Source organism: Enterococcus sp. AZ089, from assembly GCF_050547225.1.
Lineage (GTDB): Bacteria > Bacillota > Bacilli > Lactobacillales > Enterococcaceae > Enterococcus_D > Enterococcus_D entomosocium.
Map to the genome: position 1 here is coordinate 2,156,440 of NZ_CP172954.1, position 25,419 is coordinate 2,181,858.

A 25,419-nucleotide genomic window follows, 5' to 3' on the forward strand; every position below is an offset into this window, starting at 1 on the left:
TAGTAGGAGAAAACGTGAAACGTCTTTTTAACGTGAATATTTTTCGATATGGTGTTCGGTCACGATCATATTGATCACTGACATGATCAGTGCCACTAATAAAGCAGCCCCAAACGAGGAAAAGCCGAAGTTGGCTGACCCAACAAAATACGAAGTCAAATTCAGCATGAGCGCATTGATCACAAAGGTGAAAAACCCAAGCGTCAGTAAAGTCAATGGAAATGAAATGACGATCAGAATTGGTTTAATCAAAGCATTCAGGATCGACAGTACAAAACTGGCGATCACTGCAGTCATAATGCTTTGAACGTGGATCATATTTGGTAATAGAACCGCCAATGTGACAAACGTCAGTGTATTCATGATAAGCCGTTGAAAATAAGACACTAGAAGTCACTCCAGTCCTCATCCTCTACCTTTTCCGCTTCTTTACGGGGACGATTTGCTTCATTGTATTTGTTTTGTTTGTAATATCGATTGTCATGACCATATCCTGAGGTGCTCTTGCGTCCTGAAGGAATCAAGACCGCCATGATGATATATAAAGTGATTCCAGGGAACCCAGCAGTCACTAAAGATAGAAAGACATAGATCACGCGAACGATAGTTGGATCGATTCGCAAGTATTCTGCCAGACCCCCTAGAGTCCCTGTAATGACGACGTTATTGGCTGATTTTGTTAATTTTTTGTTCATTTATCTACACCTTCCTTCTTTTCTTTAATGAGTGTATACTCAACTATTCTTATTTATCTGTATCTTTGATAAAGACATTTCCTGTTGTTGTGGATAGATCGATTTGTGCGACTTTATCGGCAACCCGACGGAATTGCAATAGTTGGTTTAGGCGTTCTTTTTTCTCCCGTACAACTTCCATCTCACTTAAGCGATTGTTAATGCTACCTAAACTTGTTTTGGCGATCCCTTCAAAACCGATCCCTGCAGGTAATGCTACTTTAACATTGCCATTTACAGAGCTGGCGTTTAATTTTTGGACCGTTTCTTCTTTGTAGGTCACACGGATATTGCCGTTTACTAAAGAAATACCGGTGTTTTGTGGTGTGGCTGTCAACGTCACGTCGCCATTCACTGTTTCGATGATGGCATCTAAAATCTCACCCTCTTGAACAGTGATCGTTCCATTCACGCCTTCAATCTCTAACATCGATGCGTTTACTTTGCGGAAATCGATATTGCCATTTGTTGATTTTGTATAAACATCTTTTGCATCCAATTCATTGAATGTAACATTTCCGTTCAATAGTTTTACTGCTACATGATCATAGGTACGTTTTGGTAAATAGAAAACCAGATCGGCACGAATGCGTTTGTTTGGAATTTGGAAGGAGATGCGTTCATCATCGACATTGATTTGGCTTCTTGCTTCAAAAGCATCGAAAGGCTCCGCCGCATCCATTTTACCATATAGTTTGATTTTGGCATCTACTTTGACACCTGGTTCATCCCATAATTGGAAGGAAACATTGCCGTTGGCTAACTTCACATCGATCAATGTCGCTGCCGTTTCGTCATAGCTGAATGTGTGTTCAAATTTCGTCGCTGCAACACCGGGAACTTTCAAGTTGATATCTTTCCATTCCATGTTGTCGTTAACAGAATCCGTTACTGCTCGAACCGTTTTCTTCAAGAAGTGTCCGAAGTGGGTGCTGGCATCGACCATTTTTTCACTTACTTGATTGATAGTATCGGTCGCTTGCTCTTTCCAATCTTCTGGAATATCTAATTTTTGAGAGATTTTCTCTTTCGTTTGAGACCATTGGTCTTTGCGAATATTTTTTAGTTTTGCTTCCAATTCTGCTTTTTCTTCGGTTAAGCCATCTAACGTTTCTTCTAAGCCAGTAATGGTCGCTTCTGTTTCATGACGTGTTGCCAATTCCTCTTCTGACAATTGATCCAATTCTTCTTTGGTATTCAATTGCATCAGAGTTTCTTGCGCTTCTTTTAATTCTTCTTTGACGCCAAGAATTTCAGCATTGATTTCGTCCAACTCAGCAGATGCTTGGTTGGCTTCCGTTGCTAAGCCATCAAGAATCTTTTCAAGATTTTCTTTGTCTTGCGCTTCGTTTTGACGAAGTTTTTCTTCGCCGTCAAACGTGAACATCTCATCGTCATTTTCAGTATCATCAAATGGGCTTGTCGCATTCTTATCCGCGGTTACCTCAGCAGCAGCTTTGTTAATTTGTTTTTCGTCTTTGGCTTTTGCCATACCTTCTAGTAAATCTAAGGCTTCTTCTGTAGAAAGCACACCTTTTTTTACTAGATCCAATATACGTTCTCTTTCGTTCATGGAAATTGCCTCCTTCAGCAAATGTGTGATTGCAAGTTTAGCTTACGAACCTATTATGCCTTGTTTTTGCAAAAGTGTCATAGGTCTTAAGTACCAAGTTTTTCTCAATCTGCAGATTGGCAAGCAGAACCGGCACTTTTCTTCATTACTTTAGGCACAAAACGATCTTCCTTATCTTAACAGTACCACGAAAAACCATTGGAAACAAAAGTTTCAGCTAATAGCAGCCTTGAGGAATAGGCCTGCTAGAGTAAATGATCTATTGTTCATTTCACTGCGGGTCGGGGATGAAAAGAGCAGAAGGTTCAACTTGAAAAATTCGGGTACGATAGAATCGATTTCCATTGTCCATCTTTAGGGAAGCCATTTTATAATTTGTCTATCTTGTTCACGTCATCTATTTCGGTGATTCTTCCAAATCAAAAAGACCGCCGAGAGAAGTTACTCCTTAAAGGTCAACTTCTTTCGGCGGTCTGTCCCATCTCTTTTAAAAGAGATAAGTGATCAAGAACCTAAGCTGGTTTCTTAAATCATTTCCGTACGGTTTGTATTCAATTCACTGATTTTCCCAGTAGCAAGATACACGATCCATTCACAAATATTCGTTACGTAGTCACCGATACGTTCTAAGTACTGTGCAACAGATAAATAATCGGTTCCACTAACAACGGTTTCCGGATTTTCTTTCATACTCTCGATCGTTTTGTAATAGATGTCTTTGTAATACTCATTGACCCGATCATCCATTTGGGCAATCATACGGGCATCTTCTTGGTCAGTTTTTACATAGGCAACTAAAACATTATCGACCATTTTCTTCACATAATCCGACATATCAGAAATTTCTTTTTCGATTTCGGCGATCCGTGTTTCACCTTTGACCCGAATCGTTGACTTCGCGATCGATACTGCATGGTCTCCCATTCGTTCCAAGTCAGAGCTGGCTTTCATTACAGTAATGATCATTCGCAGATCGGTGGTTACTGGTTGTTGCAAAGCAATCATTTCAAAGCTCTTTTTCTCCAAACGAACTTCCATATTGTTGATCGCCAAATCATTTTCAATCACTTCTTGAGCAATTGCTTTATCATGTCTGACATATGCTCGTACGGATTTGTGGATCGCGCTGCTGACTAGCATCCCCATCTCATAAAATTGATTGTGTAGATTTAATAATTCTTCTTCAAACTGTGTACGCAACATCCCTTTTCCTCCTAACCAAATCTTCCTGAGATATAATCTTCTGTTTCTTTTTTCCTTGGACTTAGGAACACTTTTTTCGTGTCATTGAACTCGATCAAGTTGCCGTCCAAAAAGAACGCGGTTTTATCTGAGATTCTTGAAGCTTGTGACATGTTGTGAGTCACGATGATCATGGTATAGCGTTCTTTCAGTGCCAAAAGGGTATTCTCGATTTTCCCAGATGAAATTGGGTCTAACGCACTGGTTGGTTCATCCAGCAAAATGATTTCTGGATCGACAGCCAATACCCGAGCGATGCATACCCGCTGCTGTTGTCCACCGGATAAAGATAGCGCACTTTGGTGAAGTTTGTCTTTGACATCTTCCCAGACAGACGCTGCTTTCAAGCTTTCCTCTACCGTCTTATCAAGAATCGCCTTGTCCGTGACTCCTTTTAATTTTAACCCATAAATCACATTTTCGTAAATTGAAAAGGGAAATGGATTCGGTTGTTGAAAAACCATCCCGATTTCTTTACGCAAATCAACGATGTCTTGCTTCGGACTATAAATGTCTTTCCCTTTATAGACAACACTTCCTGTAATTGTCACACCAGGGATCAAATCATTCATTCGATTAAGAGAACGCAAGTAGGTCGATTTCCCACAACCTGAAGGACCGATCATCGCAGTGATCTCGCCTTTTTTGATGGAAAGGTCGATTCCTTTTAATGCTTCTTTTTTTCCGTAGTATAAATGCAGATCTTTCGATGTAATAATTTCTTCTGCCATTGTTTTGCCTCCGTTTACTGATCGAATCGGCTCAGCCAAAATGACCGGATACGTAATCTTCTGTTGCTTTAATTTTTGGACGAGTAAATATCTTACGGGTCTCATCGTACTCGATCGCATTTCCTAAGTAGAAAAAGGCGGTATAATCGCTGATCCGAGCAGCTTGCTGCATGTTGTGGGTCACGATGATGATTGAATAGTCGTTTTTCAAGTTGATAAGAGTTTCTTCCACTGTCCCGGTTGAGATGGGGTCAAGGGCACTAGCTGGTTCATCTAGAAGCAAAATATCTGGTTTCATCGCAATTGCTCGAGCGATACACAGACGTTGCTGCTGTCCACCGGACAATGCCAAAGCACTTTTGTCTAAGCTGTCCTTTACTTGATCCCAAAGTGCGGCTTGTTTCAAGCTGGTTTCGACTGCTTCATCCAATTTCTTTTTGTTTCTTTCTCCATGACGTCGCAAAGCAAAGGCGATGTTGTCATAGATCGATTTACTGAAAGGGTTTGGTCGTTGGAAAACCATGCCGATCCGCTTACGCATTTCGAAGACATCGACTTCTTTCGTGTTCACGTCGACCCCTTTGTACATGATGTTTCCTGTGACTCTCGTATTTGCGATTCCGTCATTCATTCGATTCAAGGAACGCAGATACGTTGATTTTCCGCAACCAGAGGGACCGATCAATGCGGTGATTTTATTCTTTTCAAATTGTAGATCAATGCCTTTGATGGCTTCATTTGATCCATACCATACATGCAAGTCAGTGGTATAAAGCGCCACATCTTCTGGTTTATCGAAGGTAATGATATTTCGATCATCCCAATTGTAATCGTTCATACTGTCATTCTCCTTATGCTGACGTCATTTTCTTGTACAACCGTTTGCCAGCTGCACGGGCGCCAAAGTTAAATAGCAAGACGGCAATGATCAATACTGCCGAAGCTCCAGCTGAAACTTGTGCGCCATCAGGCATCGTGCCCTCTGTATTGATTTTCCAAATATGGACTGCCAGCGTCTCCGCTTGTCGGAAAAGACCGATCGGGCTGGAAACACTCAATGGATTCCAGTTTGTAAAATCAAGGGCCGGTGCACTTTGTCCTGCAGTATAGATCAGCGCTGCTGCTTCACCAAAAATCCGACCAGAACTTAGAATGACCCCAGTCAAAATCCCTGGTGTTGCTTCTGGAACAATGATGCGTGTGACCGTTTCCCAACGTGACAAACCAAGAGACAAGCCTGCTTCACGTTGCGTGTAATGAATCGCTTGAAGTGATTCTTCTACATTTCTCGTCAATAGTGGCAAATTGAAGAAGGTCAATGCCAAGGCACCAGAAATAATTGAAAAGCCATAACCAAACTGAATAACAAAGACTAAGAAACCAAAGAGACCGACAACCACTGAAGGCAGTGAGCTCAAGATCTCGATCGATGTCCGAATGATATCCGTCAACCAGTTTTTCTTTGCATACTCTGATAAGTAGATCCCCGCTCCTAAAGAAATCGGGAAGCTAATGATCATTGTTACTAAAAGCAAATAAAGGGAATTGAACAATTGGATGCCGATCCCGCCGCCTTCTTGATACGCTTTTGAAGAAGAGGTCAGAAATTCCCAGCTAATGTGAGGAACCCCCCGAACCAAAATGTACAGTAATAAGGAAGCCAAAATCAAAACAATGATTCCAGCAACGGCATACAAGACGCCGGTAGCAATTTTATCTGAACGTTTTGCATTCATTATTTCAAGGCTCCTTTCTTCCCAATAAAGCGAATAACAATGTTAAATAGTAAGGACATCAATAACAAGATCAAGGCTAATGACCATAAAACATTATTTTGGACTGTCCCCATGATCGTATTTCCGATACCCATCGTTAGGATAGAAGTCAATGTTGAAGCTGGTGTCACTAAGCTAGTTGGCATCAATGCCGCATTACCAATAACCATTTGAATCGCCAATGCTTCACCAAACGCCCGCGCCATTCCAAAAACAACCGCTGTTAAAATACCAGGAACAGCTGCTCGTAAAACAACTTTGTAAATCGTTTGCCAGCGAGTCGCACCTAAAGCTAACGAAGCTTCACGATAATGCCGTGGAACTGCCCGCAAAGCGTCGACAGTCATCGTAGTCACTGTCGGTAAGATCATGATAAACAGGACAAACGTCCCTGCCAAGATCCCAAAACCAGTACCGCCAAAAACGGAGCGGACTGCTGGTACAACGACAGACAAACCGATGAATCCATAAACAACTGAAGGGATACCGACTAAAAGTTCGATGACCGGCTGCAAGATCTTCTCTCCATTACGAGGTGAGATTTCTACCATAAAGACGGCTGCACCGATGGCAAAAGGTGTTGCCACGATCGCTGATAAGAACGTTACGAAGAACGATCCTAGAATCATCGGCAAGGCACCAACTAACGGTTGTCCATCAGGTCCCACAGCACTCGGATTCCATTGGGTACCAAACAAAAAGTCAAACACATTGACTTTGTCTACAAAGAATGTCGCTAATCCTCGGCTAGCAACGAAATAAAAAATGGAGATCACAACCAAAACAATCAACGCGATACAAAGAAAACTGATTAGTTTTCCTCTTTGTTCCATTCTTGCGCGCTTAGATTTTTTTGTTAACACTTCTTTTACATTTTCCACGAGGGTTCCTCCTCAAAAATCAAACTAAACTCATAACCATTAGTTTATCGGTTCAACATCAATTTCTGTTAAAGCTTGTGTAAATTTTGTGTAAAGATTATTCAACAATGTTGCCTTCCCAGTCTCTTTCCACCTGCATGATGGAAATTGGAATATAGCCTAGATCCCCAACGATATGCTCTTGGACTTCGTCAGAAAGCATATATTCTAAAAACTCAGCAGTTAATCCGGTTGGTTCTCCTTTTGTATACATATGCTCATACGCCCAAACTTTCCAATCATTCGTCGTCACATTTTCAATCGTAGGTTCAACGCCATCAATTGAAAGGACATTGACTTCATCAGTCACATAAGAAAATGCAACGTAGCTAATAGCCCCTGGTGTATCAGAAACGATCGAGCGTACCATCCCACTAGAATCTTGCTCTTGAGAAGGAATAGCGGTTTCGCCATCCATGATCCATTTTTCAAACGTGCTTCTCGTACCACTACCTGTCGCCCGGTTCAATAAAACGATCGGCAGATCATTTCCACCGACTTCGCTCCAATTGGTGATCTTTCCTAAGAAGATATTTTTTAGATCTTCTGCGGAAATGTCTGTGATACCAACTCCTTTGTTAACGATTGGTGTGATTCCCACCGTTGCCACCCGATGATCAACAAGGGCATCAGCATCGATTCCTGGCTTTTCTTCCGCAAACAAATCAGAATTTCCGATATCGACTGCACCGGCTTGGACTTGACTTAGTCCGGTTCCGCTTCCGCCTCCTTGGACATTGATGAACCGTCCTGGATTTGAGTTTTGAAATTCTTCTGCAACTGTTTCTACTAGCGGCTGCAAAGCAGAGGAACCGACTGCGGTGATCGATTCTCCTCTATCTGCCCAGCTTGCACATCCTGAGAGTAAAATAACCAATCCGATAATAGGACTTAGAAGTTTAAATTTTTTCATCATAACGCTCCTTGTACTTTCGTAAGTCATTGATCTTAAAAATCAATTATTTTCATTTTACCATTAGTTGAATTTAATGAAAATTATTATTTGCTTTTTTTTCTGGAACAGCGTCCGTTCGTTTATTTAAAACGCTTTTTTTCTTTTTCAAAATAACTGTTTCGTAAAAAAAATGACAGAATTTCTTAATTAAATTACGTGCATCCAGAAGGTATGCTATGCTATACTGTGAGAGGAAACGTATTTTAAAAGAACATAATTATTAATCTTGCTTCCCCAATCAAGTACAATATGTTGTTATGTTCAGCGTTTTCACGATTTCATCAACATTTCCCCAAAATGTCTGTTGAATCGAAACGGCAGAAAGAAGCATTTCTATGCATCTTCTGCCGTCTTTTTTTACTCTAATTCACTTAGCCACGCAGCCATCTGCTCAACGATGGCTTTTTGCTGTGCTTCATTTGATAAATCAGCGGCGGCTTCTCCTTTTTGTAACCCATAGGTACCAAAGCCAGCATGATTGCCGCCTTCGATCGTTTGGAACGTGGTAGATTCTGGAAGGAAGCTGCGGGCAGCTTGCCAATTTTCTTGATTGACCACCTGATCTTGACTCCCTGTCAACGATAGCACAGAAATCGACTGATCAGCCAAAGACCCTTTTTCATCGGGATAGCTTGCGAAGAAAAAGACCCCTTTTAAATCCTTGTCGTTTGCAGCCAATTGATTCGCTGCAAAACGGCTCGCCATTACCCCACCTAATGAATGACCACCAATGACATAGGAGTTATGGGGAATTTCTTTCAAGACCTCTTCTGCACGATTGCCTGATAAAACAGCCATGTTAAAGGGCATTTTAACGATCGCGACAGGATAGCCTTTTTCCGCTAAACCTGCTGCCCATACACTATAGCTTTCCGCATCGACAAGGGCGCCGGGATAGAAAATGACCAATGGCTTTTCTTCATCTCCAGCAAAATAAAGGACATTCCCCTCATCTTCTGCCTCTTTCGCAGCTGTGACTGCAGCATCAACTGCTGGGTAGTGTAGTTGTTGCCAACCGATCCAACCGGCAATAGTTAAAATAACAACGGTGACCAATACACCAATCAAAAATTTTGTTCTTTTTCTCATCATATCCTCCTGCAAAAAAGAAGATCAGGAAAGGATGGCAGACGAAACTTGCTGGTCCATCATCTCCTGAATCTTTCTACGAATGTTTCCCAATTTTTATCGGTGTGCAAGGGCCAATAGTTCTCGTGCATGTTCGACCGTTAAATCGGTGATTTCTGCACCTGAGAGCATACGGGCGATCTCTGCCACCCGTTCTTCTTTAGATAGTTTACGGACGTGGGTTTCTGTCCGTCCTTCTTGAATTGCTTTTTCAATAAAATATTGATTATCCGCTACAGCAGCTACTTGCGGCAAGTGAGTGATACACAAAACTTGCGAATTGGCTGCGATCTTGGCGATTTTTTCAGCAATTGCTTGGGCTACTCGGCCACTGACCCCAGTATCAACTTCGTCAAAAACAATACTGGTGATTCCTTGTTTCCGAGAGAAAATTGATTTGAGGGCCAGTAAGATCCGTGAAAGTTCTCCCCCAGAAGCAACCCGCACCAACGGCTTCATGCCTTCACCAGGATTTGTGGTCAAATAAAATTCTACGGTGTCAAATCCGCTGCTACTCAATTGTTTTGAGCCAGGTGCAAACCGTACTTCAAATTGTGCGTGCTCCATATACAGCTCTTTTAACTCTTGAACGATTTCTTTTTCTAAACGATGAGCCAGTTCACGTCGTTTGACGTGCAAGGCTTCCGCCAGCTGCCAAACTGCTTCAGCTTTTTGGGCAAGCTCTTCTTCTAATTGCTCCAACTGACCTTCTGTATAGGCAGACTCGCTGATTTCTTTACTGATCTCATCATAGTAAGCAAGAATCACAGGAATCGACTCCCCGTATTTGCGCTTCAATTGACGAATCGTTTCCAGCCGCGAAATGACTTCTTCCAGTCGGCCTTCATCTAATTCAAGATTGTCGACTTGCCGCGAAATATCAGTAGCTGCATCTTGCAACAAGTAATACGCACTTTGGATCACTTCACTGATTTTTTCGTAAGCCGGATCAAGATGGGCGATTGACTGGATCTCGGATAAAGCTACACTGACCCCATCTAGGCTATTGACTTCTTCGGCAGATAAGGCACCATAGCTTTGCCCTAGAGCATCCACGATTTTTTGATAATTGGTCAGTTTTTCTCGTTCATCGATCAGCAGTTCTTCTTCATTTTCCATCAATTCTGCTTGGGCGATTTCTTCTTGTTGAAAACGCAACATGTCCATTCGCTGGACATATAGCTGTTCATTTTCTTGAATGGTCCTGACGTGTTTTTCTAAAGAGCGATAGCTTTGATAGGCTTGACGGTAATCCGCAAGCTCCGCTTTAAAGCTATCATCCCCAAACCCATCCATCAAGGTCAAATGTTTTTCTGGCTGCAGCAGCTCTTGATGCTCATTTTGTCCTTGGATATCGACCAAGAATAAACCGATTTGACGCAAAACCGACAAGGTAACGGTTCGACCATTGACACGACAAATATTTTTCCCCGATTGAGAGATATCTCGTTGTACGATCAAAACTTCTTCTTCATCAATACCTAAATCTGCGGTCAAGTCTTTGAACTCCTGCTGATTCGGCCATTCGAAGATCCCTTCTAAACGGCATTTCTCTGCTCCTTGACGCAAATAGTCGCTGGAACCTCTACCGCCTGCTAGCAAACCCATCGCATCGATAATAATTGATTTCCCGGCACCTGTCTCACCTGTCAGTGCCGTCATTCCCTCATGGAAAGATAAGTGCAAGTTGGAAATAATCGCAAAATTTTGGATCGACAATTCTAAAAGCATCCCTTGCCTCCTCTTCTAAACGTAACGTTGGAAATCCCTGAATAGGTTCTCGGTATCTGCTTCTGTTCTAGTGATCATCAAGACGTTGTCATCATCGTTTAACGTGCCAAATAATTCCTTGGCATAACGTTTATCGATTAAATTCGCCAAAGCCGAGGCATTGCCGGGCAGTGTGCGCAGGATCACAAATTTGTCCATTCGATCGACAGAAACAAAAGCCGTTTTTAGGATTTTATCTAGTTTACCACTCACGTCTTCCGTTGTCTCTTGCGGGATACTGTAGCGATAGCCACCTTTTTGGGAAGGAACTTTCACTAACTTCAATTCCTTGATATCTCTTGATATGGTTGCTTGTGTGACTGAGACGCCGCGATCTTTTAACAACTCGACAAAATCTTCTTGTTTCTGAATATCTTGTTCACTTAACAATCGTGTAATCAAGCGATGCCGTTCTTTTTTTCTCATCTCTTGTTCCTCCTGAATGAATTCCTACTAATTTTATCCTATTTTGCGCAAGAAAGAAAGAGAGCCGACAAGTAAAATGTCCACTCTCTTCCATTCTTTATTTTGGTTGATGAAAGGTCTCATGTGCTGATGCAACAACTTTCGGGATATCGATCCCTGCTGCGGTACCTTCTTGCAGGCTTTTCTTTAAATGTACGATAAACTCGATATTCCCTTCGCCACCAGTGATTGGTGAAAAACTTAGGTTTAAGACATCGAAGTTTGTTTTCTTAGCAAATGCTAGTACTTCCTCCAAAACTCGTTCATGGGTTTTGGGATCACGAACGATCCCATTTTTCCCGACTGCTTCTTTGCCCGCTTCAAATTGCGGTTTAATCAGCGCCATCACTTCGCCATCCGCTACCAAAATATCATATAGCGGGGGTAAAATCAGTTTAAGTGAAATAAAAGAAACATCGATCGTAGCGGCATCTGGAAGACCGTCTAAAAAATCAGTTGGTTTTGCATAACGGAAGTTGACCCGCTCCATTACGATCACTCGCTCATCTTGCCGCAGCTTCCAGGCTAACTGATTGTAACCGACATCCAATGCATAGCTTTTTTTGGCACCATTTTGCAATGCCGCATCAGTAAAACCACCGGTGGATGCGCCGATGTCTAACATGATTTTATCGGTTACGTCAAAATCAAAGACTTTGAGTGCTTTTTCTAACTTGAGACCACCACGAGAAACATAAGGCAGCTTTTTGCCTTTGATCTGCAGCAGCGTATCTGCGGCAATTTTTTCTCCCGGCTTATCTAGGCGCTCATTATTTTTTTCTTTGTACACCAATCCAGCCATCACTCCCCGTTTGGCTTGCTCTCGGGTCTCAAACAGGCCTTGCTGGACAGCTAAAACATCTACTCGTTCTTTCTTCATGCGTTCCCTCGAATCTCAAATCGTTCCACAAATGCCAATAAAACATCCGGCGTAAATTGACCGTATTGACTTAATTGCGCCAGAATTTCTTTGGCCTTGCCTAATTCTTCTGTCAAGGCTTGCTGCGCGCCTGCTAAGCCAAGTAAAGCAGGATAGGTACTTTTCGCCAATTCGTCATCTCGACGGACAACTTTGCCTAGCTCTTCGGTCGTACTAGTGGCATCCAGCAGATCGTCGCGAATTTGAAAGGCTAACCCAATATGCTGGGCAAAGCGATCCAATTCATGCAGAACTTCTTCCGTCTGGTCGGCTAAGACACCTCCAGCAATCACCGCAAAGCGGATCAATTCTCCAGTTTTCCGTTCATGAATGGACATCAGTTCCTCAAGACTAAGGGCTTGGTTTTCTCCTTGAATATCAGCTGCTTGGCCGGCGACCATGCCTTGTGTTCCCGCCGCTTTACTCAATTGCTGCAGCAGCAAGACTTTTTGATTGGCTTCGATCTCCGCCATAGCGACTAATTGAAATGCAGCCGTCAAAAGACCATCTCCAGCTAAAATCGCTAAAGCTTCACCAAAAACCTTATGGTTGGTAGGTTTGCCTCGACGCAGATCATCGTTGTCCATTGCTGGCAGATCATCATGGATCAGCGAATACGTATGCACCATTTCTAGGGCTGCCGCACACTGGTACACCGAGGTATTGACGGGTTTGTGAAAAGCGGCGACTGTTGCTGCCAATAAAAGCGGGCGAATACGTTTGCCGCCAGCTTGGATCGAATACTGCATGCTTTTAAACAATCGTTGATCAGAGGTGTGTTCTTTGACAAAGCGCTCCATGACTTCTTCAATCAATGGGGCGTGTTCTTTTGTGAATTCTGTTAAAGCACTCATTGGTTTTCCTCTTCAAAAGGCACTTCTTCGTTAGATTCTGTCATCATTTTTGTTAAGGACTTTTCTGCTTTACTCAAAGTGTCCTTGCATTGCTTACTCAAAACCATCCCTTTTTGAAAAGCATCTAGTGCCTCTTCTAAGGGAACATCCCCTTGTTCCAAACGGGTTACAATTTGTTCTAATTCTTGTAATGATTCTTCAAATGTTGGATTTGCCATGATTAACTCCTTCTGTACTAATAACTTCGACAAGTGCTTGGCCATCTTGGTAATGGATCGTCAGCTGGTCTTCTGGCTCGATCGTATCAATCGATTTGATCACCTGCTCATTTTTCGTGGTATAGCTGTAGCCCCGACCCATGATTTTCAGTGGGCTTAGCAAATCAAGAGATTGGACTGCATTTGCAAATTGATTTTCTTTTGCTGCATAAATATCTTTCATGGCTTTCATTAAGCGTTGGGAAAGATAACTGACCTCTTGGTTACTAGCTTGCAATCGCGCTTTTGGTTGTTGTTGTGCTAACCGTGAAATCAATTGCTGTGCATGGCGATCCTTGTCATAAAGCAAGGTTTGCAGACCTTGCTGCATCCGCTGCTGCAACTGATCGAGTTTGATGGACTGTGCCTCATACAAGCGCTCTGGTTGTCGAAAAACATATGATCCAATCACTCGCTGATAGCGTTCTTGTTTGTACTGGATCTGGTGCATAAAAGCTTGCTCTAATCGGGCTTGTCTTTCTTCGATCCGCAAAATCTCTTCTGATAGGACGGGCACTGCTAATTCGGCAGCTGCGGTCGGAGTTGCCGCCCGCACATCCGCCACTAAATCGGCAATCGTCGTATCGGTTTCATGCCCCACTGAAGAAATAACGGGGGTTTTTGCGTCAAAAATGGCTCTTGCCACTCGTTCTTCATTGAAAGGCCAGAGGTCCTCAATCGACCCACCCCCACGTCCGATGATCATAGTATCAAAGGTACCATCGGCTTCGACTCGTTGGATATTTTTCACCACATCATCCGCGGCTTTGTTGCCTTGTACCACGGTTGGATACAAAACGATCTGAGCAATGGGATAACGCCGCTGGGTCGTCGTGATGATATCTCTGATCACCGCCCCACTAGGACTGGTCAAGACTGCGATGCGTTTCGGGTATTTCGGCAACGACTGCTTCGGTGCAGAAAATAATCCTTCCGCTGCCAATTTCTGCTTTAATTGTTCATAGGCTTGATAAAGGGCACCGACACCATCTGGTTCCATGTGATCGATCACCATTTGGTAATTTCCGCTTGCCTCATACAAGGTGATACGTCCAACCGCCATGACTTTCATGCCCTCTTCTGGTTGAAAGCGCAGCTTGTCAAAAGCGCCCTTGAACATGACGGTCGAAATTTTTGCACCATCATCCTTTAAACTAAAGTATTGGTGATTGGGGCGACGACGAAAATTAGAGATCTCCCCCGTCAAATAAACCCGCTCTAAATACGGATCGACGTCAAACTTACGCTTGATATATTTTGTTAATGCGGTCACCGTTAAATATTCTTGCGCCATTTAGTTTTTCATTGTCTCCTTTGCTGCCTCGATCGTTTGGGCCATCAACATCGTGATCGTCATTGGTCCTACACCTCTAGGTACCGGGGTGATATAGCTAGCGATCGGTTCGACTTCATCAAATTTCACATCGCCGATCAACTTGCCATTGGCATCCCGATTCATTCCTACATCGATCACCACGGCCCCTTCTTTTACGAAGTCTTTTGTGACAAAATGACCGCGGCCGATCGCCACGACTAAAATGTCCGCTTGCTTCGCTAACTCAGGCAGATTTTTGGTTTTTGAATGAGCAATAGTCACGGTGGCATTTGCCCCTAAGAGCAAGTGCGCCATCGGTTTTCCGACAATGTTGCTGCGGCCGATAACTAAAGCATTTTTCCCTTCCAATTCGATCCCATACGCAGCAAACATTTTCATGATGCCATAAGGGGTACAAGGAATTCGGTCAGGTACACCGGCAAATAATTTTCCTAAATTGATTGGATGAAAACCATCGACATCTTTTTCCGGTTTGATGGCTAACAGCACTTTTTCTTCATTGATATGTTTTGGCAAAGGAAGTTGAACCAAAATGCCGTGAAAGGCATCATCGTTATTGAACTGTTCGATTTCTGCTAATAATTCTGCCTCAGTAATGGATTCAGGATAGCGGGCAACACGGGAATTGATGCCGATTTTCGCCGCAGCTAGTTCTTTATTTTTCACATAAGTCTGGCTTGCTTTGTCTTCTCCAACAAGTAAAACAACTAATCCCGGTGTCACACCCTGCTCTTTTAGTGTTGCTGTCTCTGAAAGAAACGCCGCTTGCATTTTTTCAGCCAATTCTTTTCCATTGATCAATGTACCCATTCTGACAACTCCTCCAACCTGATTATACTGACTTATTTTGTAAAAAGAAACGCACCAATCGTTTGTCGATCTGCTTCTTCATGTTTTCTATCATAGCATTTTCTGAAAAGAAAAACACCGTCTAAGGCTCCCTTTTTTCGGAAAAAACGAGGGCAAACCGACAAAGTGTATGCAAAAAAACCGAACGATCAAGCAGGACCGTCAAAACAAGGCGGTTGCTCACAAATCGTTCGGTTTCTGCCTCGATCGAATAAAGGCTGTTTTCTTTTGTTCGATAGTGTTAAGGCTGAAAATTACTCACTTACTTGGTTGTTTTTTGTTTCTAGCTCTTGATTGACTGTCGATAAAATACCGTTGACAAACTTTCTTGACTGATCGTCACTAAAGGTTTTCGCTAATTCGATCGCTTCATTCAAAGCCACACGATTCGGCACATTATCCACATAGATCATTTCATACAAAGCGATTCGTAAAATCGTCACGTCCATTTTTGATAAACGCTGGATTTTCCAACCGGCTTTTAGATGACTTTGAATGACTTCATCCAAGGCTTCTTTGTAATGACAGACACCTGCCACTAATTGATCTAAATAAACAGGGACAAAATGCTCTTGTTCTTCATCAATCAATTCATGGTGTTCCAACTCGATGGCATGCATGATGGCATCTTGTTTCGTTAAATCTTTGTTAAAGTCTAGTGGAAATAAAGCTTGTAACGCCATTTTCCGTATTTCATGCCGTGATAATTCTTTACTCATTTTCTTCCTCGTCGTTTCCAAATAATTCTTCGATGTCTGGTAAATCTACTTTTTCTGGCACGACTGCCACAACATGAACATTTACTTCAGCCAGTTGCACATCTGTCATAAATAAGACTTGCTGTTTGACCCGTTCTTGGATCTCCATTGCCACTTTAGGCACTGACATCCCATAAGTGATATAGCAGTAGATATCCACTTTGATCCCTGTTTCATCGATCGTTAAGTAGACTCCTTTGCCATGAGCTGCGCGGCCTAGTAATTCAGTGACACTGTTTGCCAGTGTTCCTCGCATCCCATAGACACCTTCCACTTTAGAAGCAGCGATCCCAATAATGATCTCGATAACTTCTGGCGCGATGACGATTTCGCCTAATTCAGGACTTGCATTTAATACAAGGTTTTTATCTTCATTCATACGTTTTTGCCTCCATTCTAAACAGCTGTACCGTATTGTTTGTAAAAAAATCGCTCGTTTTTTCCGTTTGAAACAAGCCAGCGCTTGATTCAATCAATAACATCCATGGCACAGTGTTTCTTCTCGCTCTAAGTTTATCATTTTCTGCACTGAGAATCTATAATAACCCACTATTCTCAATGAATTTTCTGAAAAACAAGGTCGATGAATCAGAGAATGATCAATTCTTTCGGTGAATGTGTCAACACTTTATTACCAGTTTCAGTGATCAAAAGATCATCCTCGATACGAACGCCGCCAATTCCTGGAAGATAGATACCTGGTTCATCTGTAATGATGTTTCCGACAACAAATGCTTTATCAGCGCGGAAGGAGACATTTGGTCCTTCGTGGATTTCTAAACCAATCCCATGGCCTGTTGAATGACCAAAAGCATCCCCGTAGCCAAAGGAAGCTATGTGATCCCGGGCGATCGCATCTAGTTCAATTCCGGTCATTCCAGGTTTTGCTGCTGCCAAGACTTTTTCTTGCGCTTCTAGTACGATTTGATAAATTTCTTTCAATTTATCGCCAGGATCCCCCACAGCAAAGGTTCTAGTCATATCAGACACATAGCCTTGGTAGTAACAGCCAAAGTCTAACGTGATCAGATCGCCTTGTTCAATCACTTTTTCACTGGCAACCCCATGGGGCATTGCTGAACGAAGACCACTGGCCACGATCGTTTCAAAAGATACGCTTGTGGCACCTAATGAACGCATAAAGAAATCTAACTGATTCGCCACTTCGATTTCGGTCATTCCTGGGCGGATCATTTTCAAAATATGTTCGAACCCTTGATCGGCGATATGGCAGGCTTGTTGGATCAATGAGATCTCTTCCTCATCTTTGACTTCCCGCAATGCCTCGATCATACCAGATACAGGAGCTAATGAGGATTCCTCGATCAAGTCTTCTAAGACGGAGTATTCAGCAAAGCTGACGAAACTTTCTTCAAATGCTAAGACATTGATTTCTTCCTTTTGGCAGATAGTTGCAACTTCTTCAAAAATCGGTCCACTATTTTTTACGATCTCAAATCCTTGGGCTTGGGCCGCTGCTTGCTCTGTATATCGGAAATCTGTTACAAAAAAAGCTTTGTCCAACGTAATGACTGCTAAACCAGTTGTACCAGTAAAGTTTGTCAAGTAACGCAAATTGTATGGGCTGATGATCAAGAACCCATCAATCGAATCTTTTCTCATTGCTTCACGTAATTTTTCAACTCTTAACATGTATCGTCCCTACTTTCTTGTTCTATACGATAGTATTATAACAAACTTCCAGAAAAAGCGGAAAGTAAGCGAAAAGTTTTCTAAAAAATCAAACAATACGAACCTAAAGAATGGTGTTTTAAAAAGACTCTAGTTGGCTCTCTCGTTGTTCTTTTCTAGATAACTTTAATCCACAAAAAAAGCAACCCAATCAACGGATTGCTTCTTTGATAATTATCTTTTACGTCCCAAAAAGAATGATACGACAGCCACGAAAATGACTGCCCCAATGATTGCTGGCACGATTGCCATTCCTGCCACTTGCGGTCCCCAAGTGCCGAATAAGCCTTGTCCGATTGATGCGCCCACAAGTCCTGCCACGATATCAAAAATGCAACCGCGTTTTTCTCCTGCGATGGCGCCACCGATTGAACCGATGACCGCTCCCACGATCAATGTCCATAAAAAGTGCATAATAACCCCTCCTAAACTTTCTTATAAAAAGGGTAACATATTGAGAATCAATTGGAAAAACATATGCTCTCTTGTTATTTTCTACGGGTAATTGCCCGTTTCAAGATATCGAAAAAGCCAAGAGAATGGACCATATGATCTGGGTCAACGTATTCGCGAATTGCCCGCAGAACTTTTTTTGGTTCTTTTGATGAGAAGGTATATGTCCCATTCTTTTTGGTCCGAATCGCATACCGTGGGATCCAGCGTCCTTTGAACAAGACCGAAGCGATCACATAGTCGACATCTTCCCAAGGTATTTGAATAAACTTGCGTTTGTCACGATCATTATAAAACTCAAAGGCATTATCGCCGATCATTATTTTACCGTATTCATTGATACCTAAAAAAGACGTAGCATCGATCGTCAAATCAACTTTTGTATTAAGGGATTGTACCATTTGCGCTTACTCCATTCTATATCGTCTTATCATTACCTATTATACGTGTTTCCGGCATGTTTGGCGAATAAATAAAAAGATGCTTGGGTCTCCCCAAGCACCTATCATTGAAAAGATTATAACAATCCGATCAAGTGTCCACCGATACCGACTAAGAATAGACCGATAATAATGACGATTGGAGAAACTTTTTTCTTCAATAACCACATACATAATAAAGTAAGCAATAGTGCAGCTAAACCAGGAATCAATTGATCCAAGTTGTTTTGCAATGTTGTTACTTTTGTATCAGTCAATGCACGGCCTTCAGCTACTTGTTGGAAGGCTTGTTGCAAACCAGCTGAACCAGAAGGCAAGTTCGCCCAGTCGACATAAGCACCTTCATCAAGCGGTACGCTTGAGACAACTGGTGCAAAGGAAATCGATACCCAACGTTGAACAAGTGACCCTAATACGAACATCCCTAAAATAGAAGCACCTTTTGTTACATCTTGTAGCAAACCACCTGAAAGGTCATCTGTGATTTTAGAACCAGCACGGTAGCCGAATTCTTGTGTGTACCACATAAATGCCCAACGGATGATGTTCCAAGCAACGAAGAAGATGATTGGCCCTAAGATGTTTCCGCCTAAAGCAAGAGAAGCACCTAATGCACCTAACATCGGACGTACAGTAAACCAGAACACAGGGTCACCGACACCGGCTAAAGGACCCATCATCCCAACTTTTACCCCTTGGATCGCTACGTCATCGACAGGCGCGCCATTGGCACGTTCTTCTTCTAACGCTAAAGTTACACCTAAGATTGGTGATGCGATATATGGGTGAGTATTAAAGAATTCTAAGTGACGCTTCAAAGCAGCGGCACGGTCTTCTTTTGTTTTGTATAATTTTTTGATTGCTGGAATCATTGAGAATGCCCAACCACCATTTTGCATACGTTCATAGTTCCATGAACCTTGAATGAAGGTAGAGCGCCATGCTACGGCTAAACGATCTTTTTTATTTAATTGAATTTTTTCTGCCATTTTTTTCTCCTCCTTCGATTCTAATAGTCATTCAAGATATCGCCTAGAGGGTCGCCAGTGTTGCTGCCGCCGCCTCCATTTGATGATCCGCCCATTTTAGTTAGGTTCAAGTAGATCAATGCGATTGCTACTGCCAAGGCACCGATAGCGATCAATGTCAATTGAGAGATAGCTGCGATTACGAAACCGATAATAAAGAATGGCCATACTTCGCGAGTTGCCATCATGTTGATAACCATTGCGTAACCAACGGCAACAACCATACCACCACCGATAGCCATACCATCAGTTAACCATGCAGGCATTGATTCTAAGAAGTTTTGAACAGTTGCAGCAGGGATAGCCAACAATGCAGCTGCAGGAATCGCAATACGAACCCCTTGCATACATACAGCGATCACGTGCCACATTTCGATTTTACGAATGTTGCCTTCTTCAGCAGCAGCATCCATAAAGTGAACGATTGGCACAGCCAATGTACGAACGATCATTGTCAAGAACAACCCAGCAACAGCTAGAGGGATCGCAACGGCAATCGCTGTATCAACACCAGCAGTTCCTTGTCCACCTAAAACTAAAATAATTGCAGATGCGACAGACGCCAATGCAGCATCAGGTGCAACAGCGGCACCGATATTTGCCCATCCAAGTGCGATCATTTGTAATGATCCGCCCAAAATGATACATGCTTCCAAATTACCGGTCACTAAACCGATCAAAGTACACGCGATTAGCGGTTGATGGAATTGGAATTCATCCAAGATCCCTTCCATACCAGCTAAAAAGGCAACGAGTACTACTAATACCATAGATATAATAGTCATGATAGACCTCCTATTTAGTTGAATACGTTTCTATTTATTTGCCAATTCATTTTTGGCTTTGCGTAAGATTTCATCCATGTTGTCTCGAGAGTCATTTGGTACTTTACGCACATCGAATTTGATGCCGCGTTCTTTCAAATCTTCAAATGTATTCACATCATCTGTACCCATCGACAATACTTTACTTACAACAACTTTCCCAACAGAGTGAGCCATTGAACCAACGTTCACTTCAGTAATATCAACGCCACCTTCAACAGCACGTAATACATCTTGTGGGTTTTCAAATAATAGTAAAGCTTTCGTATTCCCGAAACGAGGGTCTTTAGAAACTTCAATCATTTTGTCCACTGGAATGACGTTCGCTTTTACTCCTGGAGGAGCTGCTTGTTCGATCAGTTTTTTACGCAAGTCATCTTTTGCCACCGCGTCAGAAACAACGATGATCCGAGATGGATTCACTGATTTTGTCCAAGCTGTAGCAACTTGACCATGCAACAAACGTGAATCGACACGAGCAAGTACGATTTTGATTTTGCCATCGCCTAGAACAGTTCCCGGAGGAAGTGATCCTTTAGGTTGATCGTCTTGCACTGCTTTTGGTGCTGAAGCTTCTTCTGGTTCAAGTTCTTCTGGTTTGACCTTGACCCCTTCTTTAGCTGTTTCAACGATATGCGCAGCAATTTCATGCGCTGTATTCATTGAAAAACGTGAAGCATAGGCTTCGATCACCATTGGTAAATTCATACCAGCAACGATTGCCCATTTGTCTTTGTGATCTTCAAACAAGCTGTTCGCTTGGTTGAAAGGAGTACCACCCCAAAGATCAACTAAGAATAATACTTCTTCTTGATCGTCAAATGTAGCAATTGCTTCTTGCATTTTTGCCTTGATGTCATCTGGACCTTCACTTGGCATCAATGTAACAGCTTTAACATTTTCTTGTTCGCCGAAGATCATTGAACCAGATTGCAAAATGCCGTTAGCAAATTCTCCATGACTTGCTAGGATAATTCCTACCATCTTTTTACCTCCTATATCAAAATTGAAAAATGTGACACGAATACGAAAGAAAAAACAACATCGAAAAACTAAGGGTGACTACCTTCTTTTTCCAAAATATCCTTCAAAAAGATTTTACGATCAGCTGGAACTTTGCGTATCTCCACTTCAATGCCTTGGTTTTGCAAGTAAAGCAATGAAGCAAGATCTTGATCATTGACTGACACGAAATTAGTGATCATTCGTTTTCCCATTGAAAAACTCATACCGCCGATATTGACGGAACGAATGTCAATGCCTCCTTTAACCAGAGTCACGACATCTTGAGGGTTGGTAAATAATAACATGACTTTTTGCGTATTAAATAATGTGTTATGCGCCACCTCAAGCATTTTCGCTACTGTCACCACATTGGATTTGATCCCTGGTGGAGCAGCTTCTTTCAAGAGAAACTTTCGTAATTGGTCATTTGCGACTTCATCACTGACCACGATGATTCGATTGATACCAGTCATTTTCGACCAAGCTGTGGCGACCTGACCATGAATCAACCGATCGTCGATTCGGGCAAGACGTATATCCATTCCCATTGTGCAAGCCTCCTACATCCATCGATCCGCTTTTCATATTGAGGATCTGTTCTTTTTTCAATCACCTCCTGTATCCACTTATATAGAAGCAAGAAGCGTGCCAAGTTTTTCCGATACACTATTCTTGAAAAAACCTTAAGAATCAGCATTCAGATAATACACTAAAAAAGATACACTAAAAAATACTGTATCTTTTTTAGTGTATCTGTATTATTTGTAAGATTTAAAAATACATTTCTTTTTCGTGATGGTTTTTGATCAGCTCTAGCAGATAGTACTCTTCAGTCTTAGGCACTTCGATATTCATCAAGCGTGAAAACGATTGGACATGCACATGCAATTGGCCATAAAGCGGATTCTCCTCCATCGCTGTTAAATCAATTTCAGAAACAGTCAATGGCTGCCGCAGTAAGATCCGCTCCAGCATACCTGCGCCATGCATCACAAAATTGATCTGAAAGCCTTGCTGCGCCCCTACCAAATCCAAATCGTGAATGATCTCTTCGCCAAATTTCCACAACGGCTCTACTACTTTTTTCGCATTGACATAGGTAAAGTTTTCCTCTAAATACCGGACACAGATTTCTTTCGCCTGCCGATCATCTAGCTGTACTTCATCTTCAAAACTCAAATCATTCTCTAATAGGATATCATCCAACAGTAGATCAACATCTTGATCAATAAAACGTTCTAATGAAATAAACGGTGCGTCGATATGGGGATCGATGATCCCTGTTGCGGCAATCAGACGGTAGCGCTGTTGAATCTGATCCAAGTCCGTCCTCAGATCCGCCACCGATAACGTCACCACTTCGACATTTTGGTTTTGACGTTTTGACAATGAGCTTTGGATCAATTCTTTGATGCGCTGCGCCGTTCCCTTTCCCGAAGCGCAGACCGCTAGAATCGCTTTAGGATGGTGGTTTTGTGTCACTGGTTCTTCCACAGTGACCGCTCCATACCCGCGGAACTTCCGTAATGAATCATAGAGCTGATCGAGGTCCGTGCCGATCACTGACGCTTTACGGACCGTCTCTAGGACGATGGAGGTGGTCACCATATCGACTGTTCGAACAGCCACACCCGTTTCTCGTTGGATTTCATTATTAAAGGTCGCTAAGGACCCCATATCGACTAAAAGGATCACCCCACTGCCATCATTGACTGCCCGTACACTATCCACGATTTTTTTCAACGCCACAGCCGGGGGCATATCTAACGGCATGTCCACCGCTGTCACTTGATCGACTTCCAGCAATTGTTTGACCACTTGTACCATGCTACTGGCTGTGCTGTTGCCGTGGGCTGCAACGACGACGCCGATTTTCCCAGAGGAATGAGAGGTTCTAAGAGAAACCAGAAGAACCGCTAAATAATAAGATTCGCTCTCAGGAATCGCCACTTGGAAACTATCACCAATAAAATCGCGGACTTCTTTGGCGACTTCAAACTCTTGAGGATAATCAGCTACCATCTGACGAATATTGTCGTTGGTTTGTCGTTCTTCTCCCAAATGGATTTTTTTCAAAAACGAGCTGATGTGTAAGCTCATGGCATAGATGAAATTTTGCTGAAAATCATAATTTAAGCGTTGTCGAACCAGCTCATAGATTTGATTTGTTACACTGATCACTTTCTGATCGACAAATTCACTTAGTTTATTGACCGAGTTAAAGGAAAACCCGTGATCTTTATAAAAAGACTTTAAGTGAACATTGATATCTGTTGAGATAAAATGATTGATCGCTTCTTGATCTAACCCATCTGCTTTTAGCAGAGCAGCCTTGTCGCCGATAATATCGTAAAGATTATAAGGCAATTCATAGGAATCTGATTGAATATTGTTTAAGTTTTGATTCGGTTGAATGCTGATCTTCGGTTCAAGGATCTTAGAGAGCTCTGCCAGCTCATTGCGGCGATTCCCCAAAACGATCAATCCTGAACGAATCCCTTCTGGCAAATCGATCAAATCGATTTCAATCTCATCTTGTTGCATATGATTCAAAAAGCCCCGTGCACAGACTAGCTGGACATTGGATTTCAATTGACCGATATTCCCAAAACTGACACTGCCGATCAACGCTTTGACCACATCTTCTGTCAAGGAGATCGTCCGCTGAATACGGGTCGCCTCTTGCCCGACTAATACCCGAACGAGATCGACTTTTTCTGATGCGGGTCGTTTCTCAAAAAAGGGCAGTTGAATATTGATGGGGATGCGTCGGGTAAAGGTATCTAATAGCGTTGAGTTGGGGTCTTCGGTAGTAGCACCAACGATTCGGACATTCGCTTGATGATTTTTGCCCGTCTCTCCTAGACGGCTAAAGGTTCCATGATCCATAAAGTAAAAAATCATTTCTTGCCCTTCTGGCGGTAATCGATGGATCTCATCGAGAAACAACATACTCTCATCCGCTTGATCAATAATACCAATCTTCTCTTGATCGGCACCCGTAAATGCCCCCCGTACATAACCAAACAAATGGCTCATCAAAAGCTCTGGGTTATTTGCATAGTCCGCACAGTTAAAGACGATCAATTCTTTGTCATCGGCAATTACTTGATTGCTTTTGGCAAACTGGAACATCGCATGGGCAAAGTACGTTTTCCCAGAACCAGTAGGCCCTGTGATCAAGCAGTTTAGCCCTTTCGGCGGATACAAGATCGCTGCTTTCGCCTGCTCAACAGCGTTTTTCATACTTCCGTTGGCACCGATGATCGTCGCAAAAATATCTCGGTCAGAGGGTTTTCCTTGTACTCGTTGAGGGAAGGCTTTTTCTCTTTGCGGGCGACTTTCTTTGTAGCTTGGGACATACTTTTCCTTACTGCTGGGATCGACCCCTGCCGCCCAATAACGAACAGGCCGCGAGTCGCTTTTTTCGACGCGCCCTTCTTTAACAAGCTTATTTAAATCCTTACTGGCATTACTGCGCTGAATGGCTAAATGATCGGCAACTTCTGAAGTAGACAACCCCTTCTTTTCCCCTAAGCCGCTCATCGTATTTTCGACGATATATTGATAAATCCGTTCGATTCGCTTGCCCAACAGCTTCGCCTCCTTGTTTTTTCCACTTGAATACTTTACTCATTTTTCTATAAAAAAGCAACTTTTTTTCCACACAGAAAAAGCAAAATACTTTGTTCGAAAGAACAATAGAACGTC

The 25,419-nt window shown here is 42.5% G+C and carries 27 protein-coding genes; all 27 read right to left on the bottom strand.

The window, feature by feature from the left end; all coding sequences use genetic code 11:
* Positions 1–27: 27 nt before the first annotated feature.
* Positions 28–387 carry a phage holin family protein gene (locus IGJ01_RS10045; protein WP_005225788.1) on the bottom strand — a complete coding sequence of 120 codons (360 nt, stop codon included), beginning with the start codon at positions 385–387 and terminating at the stop codon, positions 28–30.
* Positions 387–695 carry a PspC domain-containing protein gene (locus IGJ01_RS10050; protein ID WP_005235384.1) on the bottom strand — a complete coding sequence of 103 codons (309 nt, stop codon included), beginning with the start codon at positions 693–695 and terminating at the stop codon, positions 387–389. Before IGJ01_RS10050 ends, IGJ01_RS10045 begins: the two co-directional genes overlap by 1 nt.
* Positions 696–744: 49 nt before the next feature.
* Positions 745–2,307, bottom strand: a complete 1,563-nt coding sequence (liaX, locus tag IGJ01_RS10055) for a daptomycin-sensing surface protein LiaX (RefSeq protein ID WP_016612240.1) — start codon at positions 2,305–2,307, stop codon at positions 745–747.
* Between the two features lie 525 nt (positions 2,308–2,832).
* Positions 2,833–3,510 (bottom strand): phosphate signaling complex protein PhoU, encoded by a 678-nt coding sequence (phoU, locus tag IGJ01_RS10060; RefSeq protein ID WP_008378477.1) that lies wholly within the window; start codon positions 3,508–3,510, stop codon positions 2,833–2,835.
* An 11-nt stretch (positions 3,511–3,521) separates the two neighbouring features.
* Positions 3,522–4,280 (bottom strand): phosphate ABC transporter ATP-binding protein PstB, encoded by a 759-nt coding sequence (gene pstB, locus IGJ01_RS10065; RefSeq protein WP_430601037.1) that lies wholly within the window; start codon positions 4,278–4,280, stop codon positions 3,522–3,524.
* Positions 4,281–4,311: 31 nt separating this feature from the next.
* Positions 4,312–5,118, bottom strand: coding sequence for a phosphate ABC transporter ATP-binding protein PstB (gene pstB / locus IGJ01_RS10070; RefSeq protein WP_005225783.1), 807 nt, complete (start codon positions 5,116–5,118; stop codon positions 4,312–4,314).
* Between the two features lie 13 nt (positions 5,119–5,131).
* The gene (pstA, locus tag IGJ01_RS10075; protein ID WP_008378478.1) at positions 5,132–6,016 is read right to left on the bottom strand and encodes a phosphate ABC transporter permease PstA; all 885 of its coding nucleotides are present in this window, start codon (positions 6,014–6,016) and stop codon (positions 5,132–5,134) included.
* The gene (gene pstC / locus IGJ01_RS10080; protein ID WP_005235375.1) at positions 6,016–6,936 is read right to left on the bottom strand and encodes a phosphate ABC transporter permease subunit PstC; all 921 of its coding nucleotides are present in this window, start codon (positions 6,934–6,936) and stop codon (positions 6,016–6,018) included. Before pstC ends, pstA begins: the two co-directional genes overlap by 1 nt.
* 97 nt (positions 6,937–7,033) lie before the next feature.
* Positions 7,034–7,888, bottom strand: a complete 855-nt coding sequence (locus IGJ01_RS10085) for a phosphate ABC transporter substrate-binding protein PstS (RefSeq protein WP_429961319.1) — start codon at positions 7,886–7,888, stop codon at positions 7,034–7,036.
* Positions 7,889–8,287: 399 nt separating this feature from the next.
* Positions 8,288–9,019 carry an alpha/beta hydrolase gene (locus IGJ01_RS10090; RefSeq protein WP_176285413.1) on the bottom strand — a complete coding sequence of 244 codons (732 nt, stop codon included), beginning with the start codon at positions 9,017–9,019 and terminating at the stop codon, positions 8,288–8,290.
* 96 nt (positions 9,020–9,115) lie between these two features.
* Positions 9,116–10,789: a DNA repair protein RecN gene (recN, locus tag IGJ01_RS10095; protein WP_086299368.1), complete on the bottom strand. Its 1,674-nt coding sequence runs from the start codon at positions 10,787–10,789 to the stop codon at positions 9,116–9,118.
* A 15-nt stretch (positions 10,790–10,804) separates the two neighbouring features.
* Positions 10,805–11,254, bottom strand: a complete 450-nt coding sequence (gene argR, locus IGJ01_RS10100; protein WP_005235362.1) for an arginine repressor — start codon at positions 11,252–11,254, stop codon at positions 10,805–10,807.
* A 97-nt stretch (positions 11,255–11,351) separates the two neighbouring features.
* Complete coding sequence (locus IGJ01_RS10105) at positions 11,352–12,173, bottom strand: TlyA family RNA methyltransferase (RefSeq protein ID WP_016620449.1); 822 nt, start codon at positions 12,171–12,173, stop codon at positions 11,352–11,354.
* Positions 12,170–13,066, bottom strand: coding sequence for a polyprenyl synthetase family protein (locus IGJ01_RS10110; RefSeq protein WP_429961320.1), 897 nt, complete (start codon positions 13,064–13,066; stop codon positions 12,170–12,172). Before IGJ01_RS10110 ends, IGJ01_RS10105 begins: the two co-directional genes overlap by 4 nt.
* Positions 13,063–13,284 carry an exodeoxyribonuclease VII small subunit gene (locus IGJ01_RS10115; RefSeq protein WP_005235356.1) on the bottom strand — a complete coding sequence of 74 codons (222 nt, stop codon included), beginning with the start codon at positions 13,282–13,284 and terminating at the stop codon, positions 13,063–13,065. The genes IGJ01_RS10110 and IGJ01_RS10115 overlap by 4 nt, the downstream gene beginning before the upstream one ends.
* Complete coding sequence (gene xseA, locus IGJ01_RS10120; RefSeq protein ID WP_005235354.1) at positions 13,265–14,617, bottom strand: exodeoxyribonuclease VII large subunit; 1,353 nt, start codon at positions 14,615–14,617, stop codon at positions 13,265–13,267. Before xseA ends, IGJ01_RS10115 begins: the two co-directional genes overlap by 20 nt.
* Positions 14,618–15,469, bottom strand: a complete 852-nt coding sequence (locus tag IGJ01_RS10125; RefSeq protein WP_005235351.1) for a bifunctional methylenetetrahydrofolate dehydrogenase/methenyltetrahydrofolate cyclohydrolase — start codon at positions 15,467–15,469, stop codon at positions 14,618–14,620.
* Positions 15,470–15,762: 293 nt separating this feature from the next.
* Complete coding sequence (nusB, locus tag IGJ01_RS10130; RefSeq protein WP_005235350.1) at positions 15,763–16,227, bottom strand: transcription antitermination factor NusB; 465 nt, start codon at positions 16,225–16,227, stop codon at positions 15,763–15,765.
* Entirely contained in the window at positions 16,220–16,645 is a 426-nt protein-coding gene (locus IGJ01_RS10135; RefSeq protein WP_005225770.1) for an Asp23/Gls24 family envelope stress response protein, read from the bottom strand. Before IGJ01_RS10135 ends, nusB begins: the two co-directional genes overlap by 8 nt.
* A 209-nt stretch (positions 16,646–16,854) precedes the next feature.
* Positions 16,855–17,919 (bottom strand): M24 family metallopeptidase, encoded by a 1,065-nt coding sequence (locus IGJ01_RS10140; RefSeq protein WP_430601038.1) that lies wholly within the window; start codon positions 17,917–17,919, stop codon positions 16,855–16,857.
* A 213-nt stretch (positions 17,920–18,132) separates the two neighbouring features.
* Complete coding sequence (locus tag IGJ01_RS10145; protein ID WP_005225767.1) at positions 18,133–18,372, bottom strand: GlsB/YeaQ/YmgE family stress response membrane protein; 240 nt, start codon at positions 18,370–18,372, stop codon at positions 18,133–18,135.
* Between the two features lie 74 nt (positions 18,373–18,446).
* Complete coding sequence (locus IGJ01_RS10150; RefSeq protein WP_005235348.1) at positions 18,447–18,812, bottom strand: DUF956 family protein; 366 nt, start codon at positions 18,810–18,812, stop codon at positions 18,447–18,449.
* Positions 18,813–18,928: 116 nt separating this feature from the next.
* Complete coding sequence (locus IGJ01_RS10155) at positions 18,929–19,840, bottom strand: PTS system mannose/fructose/sorbose family transporter subunit IID (RefSeq protein ID WP_005235347.1); 912 nt, start codon at positions 19,838–19,840, stop codon at positions 18,929–18,931.
* A gap of 20 nt (positions 19,841–19,860) precedes the next feature.
* A complete protein-coding gene (locus tag IGJ01_RS10160; RefSeq protein WP_008378492.1) occupies positions 19,861–20,664 on the bottom strand; it encodes a PTS mannose/fructose/sorbose transporter subunit IIC in 804 nt (267 codons plus the stop codon).
* A 30-nt stretch (positions 20,665–20,694) separates the two neighbouring features.
* Complete coding sequence (locus IGJ01_RS10165; RefSeq protein WP_008378493.1) at positions 20,695–21,687, bottom strand: mannose/fructose/sorbose PTS transporter subunit IIA; 993 nt, start codon at positions 21,685–21,687, stop codon at positions 20,695–20,697.
* Between the two features lie 68 nt (positions 21,688–21,755).
* Entirely contained in the window at positions 21,756–22,250 is a 495-nt protein-coding gene (locus IGJ01_RS10170) for a PTS system mannose/fructose/N-acetylgalactosamine-transporter subunit IIB (RefSeq protein ID WP_026008065.1), read from the bottom strand.
* A 229-nt stretch (positions 22,251–22,479) separates the two neighbouring features.
* Positions 22,480–25,254 carry a sigma-54-dependent transcriptional regulator gene (locus IGJ01_RS10175; RefSeq protein ID WP_430601627.1) on the bottom strand — a complete coding sequence of 925 codons (2,775 nt, stop codon included), beginning with the start codon at positions 25,252–25,254 and terminating at the stop codon, positions 22,480–22,482.
* Positions 25,255–25,419: the final 165 nt, after the last annotated feature.